We start from the raw sequence: 10912 nt of genomic DNA on the forward strand, positions 1-10912 counted from the left end.
GTGATCAGCGGCCTGATGGGCACCGCGACGGCGGTCAACGAGCTGATAGGTACCGGGGCAGGACGCCGCGCAGGCGTGGGGCGCGCATCGGGACCTGACGGGACGTGAGGCCGCCACACGTCGCGAACGCGCCGCCGTGGCTGCCGCCGCGCGCAAGTGGGGCCTGGCGGCCGCCCCGATCGCCGCGCCCGCACCACCGGCCACCCGACCGGTGTTGCGGCCCGGCCCGGGTGTGAAGCTGCACGGCGAGCTGCCGGCCGTGGTCCACCGGGTACCCACCGACCAGCGGGTCGTCTTCCTCACCATCGACGACGGCTCGGAGAAGGACCCGGACTTCGCCCGGATGGTCCGCGAACTGAAGGTGCCGTTCAGCGCGTTCGTCAGCGGCCACCTGGTGCGCGAGAACTACGGCTACTTCCGCCGGCTGCACGAGCAGGGCGTGATGGTGAACAACCACACACTCAGCCACCCGGATCTGCGGACCTTGGGCTACGCGCGCCAGCAGCAGGAGATCTGCCGCCAGCAGGACGAGTTGACCCGCGAGATCGGCAGCACACCCAGACTGTTCCGGCCGCCCTACGGCGAGTTCAACGAGGACACCCTGCACGCCGCGTGGTCCTGCGGGATCGTCGCGTTCCCGATCTGGAACCAGGAGGCGTTTCCGGACCGGATGGAGTATCGCTACGACCACGTCTTCAAGCCGGGCGACATCATCCTCACCCACTTCCGCGGCCCCGGGCAGTGGAAGGGCGACATGACCCAGATGCTCCGCCGGGTCATCGACACGGTCACCCGCCAGGGCTTCGCCCTCGCCCGCCTGGACGACTACCTGTAGCCGTCGGGCGGCGTTCGGCCCCCGGATCGGGTCCGGCCCGAGCCGGATCCGCCGTGGGCGAAACCCTCTTGGCCCTCGGTACGCACGATGCTTGAGTGGCAGGATGGAGATCCTGGTGCTCGGCGGTACGGCGTGGGTGGGTCGTGAGGTGTCCCGACAAGCGGTCGAGCGGGGCCACCGCGTGACGTGCCTCGCGCGCGGCGAGAGTGGCGCGCCCGCCGAAGAAGCCGTGCTCGTGGCCGCCGACCGACGCGATCCCCGGGCGTACGCACCGCTGCTCGATCGCGAGTGGGACGCGGTGGTCGAGGTGTCCTGGCAGCCCGATTTCGTGCGCGGCGCGCTCGACGCGCTGGCGGATCGGGCCCGGCACTGGAGCTACGTCTCCTCGATCAACGTGTACGCCTCGCACGCCACGCCGGACGCGGACGAATCCGCCGAGCTCCTGGCGCCGACCACGCTCGGCGAGGTCGATCGCGAGCTGTACGGCGAGGCGAAGGTGGCCTGCGAGCAGGCTTCGCAGGCCGCGGTGGGCGAGCGACTGATGATCGCGCGCGCCGGCCTGATCGGCGGTCCGGGCGATCACAGCGGCCGGTCCGGCTACTGGGTGGGACGGGCCGCCCGCGATCCGCACGGCCCGATGCTGGTGCCGGACTCGCCGACGGCGCAGACCCAGGTCGTCGACGTCCGCGATCTCGCCGGTTGGCTGCTGGACGCCGCGGGAGCGGGCACCGTGGGCACCTACGACGCGGTCGGCCCCACGCTCGCGTTCGCGGATTGGATCGCGCTCTCCCGCGGCACCGGCGGGCACCACGGTCCGGTGGTCGCCGCCGACCCGCGGTGGCTGCTGGCGCAGGGCGTGATCGAGTACATGGGCGCGGATTCGCTGGCGATGTGGACGGCCTCGGCGAACTTGGCGGGCCGGTCCGCCCGCACCGGAACGGCCGCGCGCACCGCGGGACTTCGGCACCGCCCGCGCTCGGAGCTGCTCGCCGACACCCTGCGCTGGGAGCGCGAACAGGGCCTGGACCGCCCCCGCCGCACCGGCCTCGGCCCGGCCCGCGAACGCGAACTGCTGGACGCGCTGACGTAGCGGCCGGCGACCGAGTGGTCGTTCGCTTCCGGGGCCCGCGCCGGGTTCACACCACGGTTACGGTGACGCCCGCCTCCTCGATCGCGGCCAGTTCCTCCGGCGGGGCGTCCCCGTCGGTGACCAGGTGGCCGATCCGGCTCAGCGGGCAAATCCTCGCCAGGGTCACCTTTCCGATCTTGGAGTGGTCCGCGACCACGACGGTGTGACTGCTGCGGTCGGTGAAGGCCCGGTCGGTGGCGGCCTCCAGCTGGTCGTGGGTGGTGCAGCCGTGCGCGGCGCTGATGCCGTCCACGCCCAGGAACGTCACGTCGGTGAAGTAGTCCGCGAGGGTCTTCTCGGCGATCGGGCCGACCAGTTCGTAGCTTTCGTTGCGCGCGGTGCCGCCGATGACGACGAGCGTGACGTCCTTGTGCAGGACCATCTCGGCCGCGATGTTCACCGCGTTGGTGACGATGGTGACGGGTCCGCGGTCGGCGAGGATGCGGGCGATCTCGGTGGCGGTGGATCCTCCCGTCAGCCCGACCACGGCCTTGGCCGGCACCAGTGCGGCGGCGGCCCGGGCGATGGCCAGCTTCTCCGGTCGGCGGCGCTCGCTGCGGTACTGCATCGGCGTTTCCAGGCCGATGTTGCCCACGGACGCGCCGCCGTGGGTGCGGCGCAACAGGTTCATCGCGTCCAGGTGCTGGAGGTCGCGCCGAACCGTGGCGCCCGAGACCGTCAATATCTCGGACAGCTCCTCGACGCTCACGCTCCCCTTCGCGGAGACGTGTTCGAGGATGCGCGCATGGCGCTCAGTTCTCAGCATGTGCGCAGCATATCCGTGCGCATTCGCGCAGTCACCGGGATTCCTGGAGCGGGTTCGATACGCGATATTCCGGCGTCGGAGCGACATCTCTTCTGCGCACCCTGCGCAAAGACGATCCCTTGACATGACGAATGTTGCTCGATTTACTGCTGCGACGCCGAGGGCAGTGCATTCGGCGTCAAAGGTACGCCCAGCCGGTAGGCGGCGCGAAGCCGCAAGCCCGGACAAAGTCGCCAGGATGTCCGCGATGTTTGCGGACCTCCGAGGCGGGGACGTGTCCTCCGCATCTGGAGTTCGATGATGAACACCTTCCTCCCGCGCAGATCGGCCCGACGCCTCGCCGCAGTCACGGCGACCACCGCGGCGATCGCGGGCACCCTGTTCCTCTCGGCGTCCGCCGACGCGAGTAACGCTCCGGGCTCGAGCACCAAGGCGAGCACGAACGCCGCCGCGACCGCGAAGGCCGCCGCGATCCCCCTGCCGCCGACGCACGCGAACTTCGACTACCAGATCGGCGGCGCCTACACCCCGCCGGCCGGAGTCGACGTGGTCACCCGCGATCACAGCGCCACGCCGGCGCCCGGGCTCTACAACATCTGTTACGTCAACGCCTTCCAGGCCCAGCCCAACGCGGAAGGCGACTGGCCCGCCGACGTGTTGTTGCGCCGCGGCGACGGCTCGATCGTCTACGACGGCCAATGGAAGGAGGCCCTGCTCGACCTGCGCACCGCCGACAAGCGCACCGCCGTCGCCCAGAAGGTCGACGCCCTGATCGACGAATGCGCGGGCAAGGGCTTCCAGGCCGTCGAGCCGGACAACTACGACAGCTTCACCCGCTCCGAGGGTCTGCTCAACGACGGGAACGCCCAGGACTACATCGCGTTGCTCTCCGCCCACGCGCACCAACGCGGATTGGCGATCGGCCAGAAGAACACCCCCGAACTGGCCGCGAACCGCACGGCCCTGGGACTCGACTTCGCCGTCGCCGAGGAATGCGGCCAGTGGAAGGAATGCAGCGACTACACCGATCACTTCGGCGACAACGTGATCGTGATCGAGTACACCGCGAAGGGCTTGTCCAACGCGTGCTCGCAGTGGGGCGACAAGCTCAGCATCGTTCGCCGTGACCTCGGCGTCAGTCCCGTAGGGGACGGGAAGTACGTGCGCGAGACCTGCTGATTTCCCCACCGCCCGCGGCCCGGCACGCCGTTCGTTCGCATCCGGAGCCGGGCCGCGTGCCCGGCCCGCCGCGCGCCCTCGCCGCGGCTGCGGCCCCCGCCCCACCGGCGCCTGCGGACATGTGTCCCGAGCGCGCGTTCGCCCCGATCGCCGTCCCCGGGTCCGCCCGTGCCGCCGATCCGTGCGCCCGCGCGACCCCCTCCGCCCGTCCCCGCCCCGGCGTGAGTGGCCCCCTTCCCTCGTCCCGCGCGCACCGCGGGACCGGGCTCACGCGTTTCGAAGTCTCCTGGAGGTCCAGTGGTTTTCGGCCGGCACCATCCCGCAGGTCCCTCCCGCCGCGGCGTGCTGCGCGTCGGCGCCGGGGCCGCGGTCGCCGCGGCGCTGTCCGCGTGCGCCGGCACCGACGGCGGCGTGGGCGCCGACGGGCGCGTCACCATCGAGATGTGGCACGGCCAGACGGACACCGGCCGCGCGGCCCTGGAGGGCCTGGTGGAGAAGTTCCACCGCGCCCAGTCCGGCATCCGGGTCGACCTCGGCGGCGGCGTGCTCGCCGACGCGATGTTGCAGAAGATCACCGCCGCACTCGCCGCCGGCTCCTACCCCGACATCGCCTACGTCTTCGGCTCCGACCTGGCCGGAGTCGCCCGCAGCCCCAAGGTCGTCGACCTGAGCGAGACTCTGCACTCGGGTCCCACCCCCTGGGAGAACTACTGGGAGTCCGCCCGGGCGGCGGTGACCGTCAACGGCAAGGTGCGGGCGGCGCCCGCCGTACTGGACGCGCTCGCGGTGATCTGCAACAAGCGGCTGTTCGAGGACGCCGGCGTCCCGCTGCCGCAGCCGGGCTGGACCTGGAACGACTTCCTGGCCACGGCGCAGCGGCTGACCGACGCGCAGCGCGGCGTCTTCGGCACCGGCTGGCCGGGGGTGGGCGACGAGGACACCGTGTGGCGGCTGTGGCCGATGGTGTGGGACCTGGGCGGCGACGTGGTCGCCGCGGACGGTCGCAACATCGGCTTCAAGGACGTCGGGGTGCGCGCGCTGGAGACCGTGGACGCGCTCGCCCGGAGCAAGAGCGTCTACATCGACCCCAAGCCCGGCAGCGAGCAGATGTACCAGGTCTTCGGGTCCGGCCGGATGGGCATGGTGCTGACCGGCCCGTGGCAGATCCCGGACATCACCCAGGCGGAGATCGACTACCACGTGGTGCCGCTGCCCACCTACAGCGGCCGACCGCTGACCATCTGCGCGCCGGACACCTGGACGGTCTTCGACAACGGTGGCACCCGGGTACGAGCCGCGCGCACCTTCGTGTCCTGGCTGAACCAGCCGGATCAGGATGTCATCTGGGACGTCGAGGCCGGCAGCCTGCCGCTGAGTCGGGCCGGCGAAGCCAGGTCCGAGTGGCGTGAGCACGCCGCGCGGACCAACGGCCTGGAGGTGTTCACCAAGGCCCTGGAGACCGCGCGTGTGCGTCCCGTGCACCCCGCCTACCCGCAGATCTCGATGGCGCTCGGCGAGGCCATCGTCTCCGTGCTGCTCGGCAAGAGCAGTCCGACCCGGGCATTGAACCGCTGCGCCGCCGCGGCCAAGGCCGCCCTCGTGATACCGCGTTGAGGAGCCCTCCCATGTCATCACTGCCCGCTCCACTCACGCTCTCGGACCAGGATCGACAACGACGCACGCTGCGCGGCAGACGCCGGCGCGAGTCGGCGACCGCGTGGACGTACATCCTTCCGGCCGTCGTGGTCATCCTGGGTCTGAGCGTGGTGCCGTTCATCTGGTCGCTGCTGCTCTCCTTCCGGGCCGACGACCTGGTCACGCCCAGCCGCTGGGTCGGCCTGGACAACTACGACGCGCTGACCCAGGACCCGCACTTCGGCCAGGCCGTGCGCAACACGCTGCTGTACACCGTGCTGTACGTGCCGCTGAGCATGGCCTTCGGGCTGTTCCTGGCACTGGTGTTGAACCGGCGCATCCGGCTGGTGGGTCTGTACCGCACGCTGATCTTCGTGCCGTTCATCATCTCGGCCACGGCCCAGGGGGTGCTGTTCTCCTTCATCCTGGACCCGGAGTTCGGCGCGGCCAACTCGGTCCTGCACGCGCTGGGGATCGGCCGGCAGGGCTTTCTCACCGACCCCGGGCAGGCCCTGCCGGTGCTGGTGGCGATCTCGGTGTGGAGCGGTACCGGCTTCTGCGTGGTGATCTACCTCGCGGCGCTCCAGGACGTACCGCCGTCGCTGCTGGAGGCGGCCCGACTCGACGGCGCCGGGCGGTGGCAACTGCTGCGCCACGTGGTGCTGCCCACGCTCACGCCGGTCACCGTCTTCCTGCTGCTGTGGCAGACGATCAACGCGCTGCAGGTCTTCGACCTGGTGTATGTGACCACCAAGGGCGGCCCGTTGGGCTCGACCACCGTCATCGTCTACTTCATCTGGGAACAGGCGTTCAAGAACTTCACCGCCGGCTACGGCGCGGCGGCCGCCTACGTGCTCGCCGTCGCCCTGCTGGTGGTCGGGGTGGGCATGCGGTTCGTGCGCGGTCGCAAGCCCGCCGCCGCCGTCGAGGGGGCCGCGCGATGACCACAACGACCGCCGTACCCGTGAAAGCGGCCCGTCCGCACAGCGATGCGCGGCCGACATCGGGCCCGCGCCGGCGCCGGCTGCTGCCGTTCAGCCCGTGGCATCTGCTGCTGGCGCCGCTGTCCCTGCTGTTCGCGCTGCCACTGGTGTGGCTCGCGCTCGGTTCGGTGATGACCAACGCGGAGATCAACCGGTTCCCACCCGCGTTGTGGCCCTCCGGGATCCATCTGGGCGGCTACCGCTACGTCCTGGGAAACGCGATGTTCCCACGCTGGTTCATGAATTCGCTGATCGTCTCGGCGGTCGCGGTGGCCTCCAACCTGGTGTTCGGGGCACTGGGCGGCTACGCGTTCGCCAGGATGCGGTTCGCGGGTTCGCGCGCGCTGATGGTGGCGATGCTGGCCACGATGGCGATCCCGTTCCAGCTCACCATGATCCCGACGTTCTTGATCATGAAGCGGCTCGGGTTGATCGACACGCTCGGCGCGCTGATCATCCCGTCCCTGGTGACGCCGTTCGCGGTGTTCATGCTCCGGCAGTTCTTTTTGTCGCTGCCGCGGGAACTGGAGGAGGCCGCCTGGATCGACGGTTGTTCCCGACTGCGGGTGCTGATCCTGATCGTGCTGCCGCTGTCCCGGCCCGCGCTGAGCACCGTCGCGGTGCTCACCTTCCTGACCACCTGGAACGACCTGACCTGGCCACTGATCGCGATCAACCACGACACCCAGTACACCCTGCAATTGGGCCTGACCACCTTCCAGGGGCAGCATCACACCCAGTGGGCGGCCGTGATGGCGGGCAACGTGATCACCGTGCTCCCGGTCCTGCTGGCCTTTCTGGGCGCGCAGAAGGCGTTCATCCAGTCCATCACCTCCAGCGGGCTCAAGGGCTGACGGGGTCACGGGAGTTCGACCCTCCCTGGGACGCCCGCCCGATCCGACCGCACCGCCGCCCGATTCGTCGCCCCACCGCACCGCAGACCGACCGCACCGCAGACCGACCGGCGGTTCACCGACCCCACCGCACCCAGGAAGCCCGATGCCGCACACCTTCGACCTACTCGTCATCGGCGACGCCAATCCCGATGTCGTCCTCGGCCCCCTCGACGAGCCGTTGGCCTTCGGGCAACGCGAACAACTCGTGCCCACCGGCCTGCTCACCCTCGGCGGATCCGCCGCGATCACCGCGTGCGGCGCGGCCCGCCTCGGGCTGCGCGTGGCCATCGCGGGCCGCGTCGGCGACGACGACGCGGGCCGCTTCGTGCGCACGGCCCTGACCGCCCGCGGCGTGGACACCACCGCGCTGGGCACGGACGCGCACCTGTCCACGCCGTTGACCACGGTGCTCACCCGCGGCGACGGCGACCGCGCCATCCTCACCGCCGCAGGCACCCTGGCCGACACCGGACCCGACGACGTGCCCGAGGAGTTGCTCACCCGCAGCAGGCACGTACACGCCGCGTCCTACTTCCTGATGCCCAAACTCGCTGCGGCCCTGCCCGAGTTGCTGGGCATCGCCCGCGCCCACGGCGCCGGCACCTCGTTGGACACCAACGACGACCCGACCGGCCGCTGGGATCTCACCGGCCTCGCCGCCGTCCTGCCCGTCGTCGACATCCTGCTGCCCAACGCGCAGGAGGCGCTGGCGCTGGCCCGGCGCACCACCGGCACCCCCGAGGAGGCCGCCGCACGACTGGCCGCGCACGGTCCGTCGGTGGTGGTCAAGAACGGCGGCGAGGGCGCCTTCGCGCACGACGGCCACACCGTGCTGCGCACCCGCGGCGTCCCGGCCCGGCCGCTGGACACGGTCGGCGCCGGCGACAGCTTCGACGCCGGCTACCTCGCGGCCCTGCTCGGCGGCGAATCGCCCGCCCGAGCCCTCGAATTCGCCGCCGCGTGCGGTGCCCTGTCCACCCGGGCGCACGGCGGCACGCCGGCGCAACCCACCTGGGACGAGGCTGTCGCAGCCCTCGCCCGCAACGGAAAGAACCAGTGATGACCCGCACCAAGATCGTCTTCGTCGGCGCCGGCAGCGTCGTGTTCACCCAGGGGCTGCTCGCCGACCTGTTTGCCTTCCCGCAGTTGCAGCAGGCGCACATCGCGCTGCACGACATCGACGCGGAGCGGCTGGCCACCGCGCGGGGCGCGGCCCGCCTGATCGCCGCCGAACGCGGCGCGGCCCCGCGGATCAGCACCCACACCGACCGCCGCGAGGCACTCACCGGCGCCGACTTCGTGATCAACATCATCCAGGTCGGCATGCGCGAGGCCACCCGCACCGACTTCGAGGTGCCCGCCCGCTACGGCCTGCGCCAGACCATCGGCGACACCCTCGGCATCGGCGGCATCTTCCGGGCCCTGCGCACCTTCCCGGTGCTCAAGGCGCTCGGCGAGGACATCGCCGAGATCTGCCCGAACGCCTGGCTGCTGAACTACACCAACCCGATGGCGATGAACGTCGGCTACCTCACCCGCGCCACCGGCCTGACCCGGGTGGTGGGCCTGTGCCACTCGGTCTACTGGACCATGCAGGGCCTCGCGGAACTGGTCGGCGTCCCCTACGAGGAGGTCGACTACCGCGCCGCCGGCGTCAATCACCAGGCCTGGGTGCTGCGCTTCGAACACAACGGCACCGACCTGTACCCGAAATTGGACGCGCTCATCGCCGAGGACGCCGAACTGCGGCGCCGGGTCCGGGTGGACATGTATCGCCGGCTGGGCTACTACCCGACCGAGACCAGCGAGCACTCCAGCGAATACGTGCCCTGGTACCTGGGCCACGACAGCGAGATCACCCGGCTGCGCCTGCCGGTGGGCGCCTATCTCGGCATCGTCGACGAGAACATGGCCGCCTACGAGGAGACCCGCCGGGCGCTGACCGCCGGCGAGCCGGTCCCGGTCGAGTCCACCATGGAGTACGCGCCACAGATCATCCACAGCATCGTCACCGGCACCCCCCGCACGGTCTACGGCAACGTGCCCAACCACGGCCTGATCGACAACCTTCCCGCCGACGGTGTCGTCGAAGTCCCGTGTCTGGTCGACGCGTTGGGCGTACAGCCGACCCGGGTCGGCGCGCTGCCCGCGCAGTGCGCCGCGCTCAACCGCGCCTACCTGAGCATGAACGACCTGGTCGTGCGCGCCGCCCTCGAAGACGACCCGCGGCACATCCGGCACGCCGCGATGGCCGACCCGGCCACCGCCGCCGCGCTACCGGTCGAGCGCATCTGGGATCTGTGCGACGACATGGCCCGCGCCCACGGCGACCTGCTCCAGCCCGCGCTGCGCGCCACGCTCGGGAACTGACGCGATGAGCGAGCTACGGGTGGGCGTCGTCGGGGTCGGGCAGCGCGCCGCCCTGGCCGTCGAGGCGCATCGGCCGGGCCGGTCGCGGGTGGTCTCCTGCGCCGACCCTGCCGCGCGCGGACGGGCCGACGCCCTCGACCTGTTCGGCCCGGACGTCCCCGTGCACAGCGACTATCGACGCATGCTCGACGATCGCCTCGACGCGGTCTTCGTGCTGACCCCGGACGATCGTCATGTCGAGCCCGGCCTGTTCTTCCTCACCGCCGGCGTGCCGGTCTTCGTGGAGAAGCCGCTGGCCATCACGGTGTCCGACTGCGACCGACTGCTGCGCACCGCCCGAGACTCGCGAACCCGGCTGTACGTCGGACACAACCTGCGGCACCTGCCGATGTTGCGGCGGATGCGCGAGCTGATCGACGAGGGCGCGATCGGCCGGGTCCGGTCGGTGTGGTGCCGGCACTTCGTCGGGCACGGCGGCGACTTCTACTTCAAGGACTGGCACGCCGAACGCGCACGCACCACCGGCCTGTTGCTCCAAAAGGGCGCACACGACCTGGACGTGATCCACTGGTTGGCCGGCGGCTACTCGCGCGACGTGGTCGCCATGGGCGACTTGGCGGTGTACGGCGCCAACCCCCGGCGCGAGCCGGTGCTCGTCGGTGCCGGTCGGGATCCGGCGCCCCGGGTCGAGGAGGAGCCGCGGGCCCAGGACGGGTTCGCGCCCGAGGTGTGGCCCCCGGCGGCGATGACCGGCCTGAATCCGATCGTCGACGTGGAGGACATCAGCCTGATGCTCACCCGCCTCGACAACGGCGTCCTGGCCAGCTACCAGCAGTGCCACTTCACGCCCGACTACTGGCGCAACTACACCGTCATCGGCGACGAGGGCCGGATGGAGAACTTCGGCGACGGCCTGGAGGACGACCACCCCTCGATCAAGCTGTGGAACCTGCGCCGCTCCGGATACCGGGCCGACGCCGACCGCGACGAGTCCGTCCCCGGCGGCGGCCTGCACGGCGGCGCGGACCGGACCCTGGTCGCGGAGTTCCTGCGCTTCGCGGTCGACGGCGGGCCCACCCGCACCTCGCCGGTCGCCGCCCGCGAGGCGGTGGCCGCGGG

General features: G+C 71.2%; 10 protein-coding genes. 9 read left to right on the forward strand and 1 reads right to left on the reverse strand.

Going from position 1 to position 10912, the window contains the following annotated elements:
* Positions 1–136 precede the first annotated feature (136 nt).
* Positions 137–835, forward strand: a complete 699-nt coding sequence (locus ABZS54_RS39575; RefSeq protein ID WP_355547189.1) for a polysaccharide deacetylase family protein — start codon at positions 137–139, stop codon at positions 833–835.
* Between the two features lie 103 nt (positions 836–938).
* A complete protein-coding gene (locus ABZS54_RS39580; protein ID WP_355547206.1) occupies positions 939–1925 on the forward strand; it encodes an NAD-dependent epimerase/dehydratase family protein in 987 nt (328 codons plus the stop codon).
* 46 nt (positions 1926–1971) lie between these two features.
* Here the strand turns inward: ABZS54_RS39580 and ABZS54_RS39585 are convergent, their stop codons facing one another.
* Positions 1972–2730, reverse strand: a complete 759-nt coding sequence (locus tag ABZS54_RS39585; RefSeq protein ID WP_355547191.1) for a DeoR/GlpR family DNA-binding transcription regulator — start codon at positions 2728–2730, stop codon at positions 1972–1974.
* A 300-nt stretch (positions 2731–3030) separates the two neighbouring features.
* Here ABZS54_RS39585 and ABZS54_RS39590 point away from each other — a divergent pair, with 300 nt between their 5' ends.
* The 7 genes from ABZS54_RS39590 to ABZS54_RS39620 form a co-directional block, all read left to right on the forward strand.
* Positions 3031–3909, forward strand: a complete 879-nt coding sequence (locus ABZS54_RS39590) for an endo alpha-1,4 polygalactosaminidase (protein WP_355547192.1) — start codon at positions 3031–3033, stop codon at positions 3907–3909.
* A gap of 345 nt (positions 3910–4254) precedes the next feature.
* Complete coding sequence (locus ABZS54_RS39595) at positions 4255–5523, forward strand: extracellular solute-binding protein (RefSeq protein ID WP_355547209.1); 1269 nt, start codon at positions 4255–4257, stop codon at positions 5521–5523.
* Between the two features lie 11 nt (positions 5524–5534).
* Positions 5535–6488 (forward strand): sugar ABC transporter permease, encoded by a 954-nt coding sequence (locus tag ABZS54_RS39600; protein WP_355547194.1) that lies wholly within the window; start codon positions 5535–5537, stop codon positions 6486–6488.
* A complete protein-coding gene (locus ABZS54_RS39605; protein WP_355547196.1) occupies positions 6485–7381 on the forward strand; it encodes a carbohydrate ABC transporter permease in 897 nt (298 codons plus the stop codon). The genes ABZS54_RS39600 and ABZS54_RS39605 overlap by 4 nt, the downstream gene beginning before the upstream one ends.
* 145 nt (positions 7382–7526) lie before the next feature.
* Complete coding sequence (locus ABZS54_RS39610; protein WP_355547198.1) at positions 7527–8483, forward strand: carbohydrate kinase family protein; 957 nt, start codon at positions 7527–7529, stop codon at positions 8481–8483.
* Positions 8483–9793, forward strand: a complete 1311-nt coding sequence (locus tag ABZS54_RS39615; protein WP_355547200.1) for an alpha-glucosidase/alpha-galactosidase — start codon at positions 8483–8485, stop codon at positions 9791–9793. The genes ABZS54_RS39610 and ABZS54_RS39615 overlap by 1 nt, the downstream gene beginning before the upstream one ends.
* 4 nt (positions 9794–9797) lie before the next feature.
* A partial coding sequence (locus tag ABZS54_RS39620; RefSeq protein WP_355547203.1) for a Gfo/Idh/MocA family oxidoreductase occupies positions 9798–10912 on the forward strand: 1115 nt, incomplete at its 3' end.

The organism is Embleya sp. NPDC005575 (genome assembly GCF_040605455.1).
Classification (GTDB): Bacteria; Actinomycetota; Actinomycetes; order Streptomycetales; family Streptomycetaceae; genus Embleya.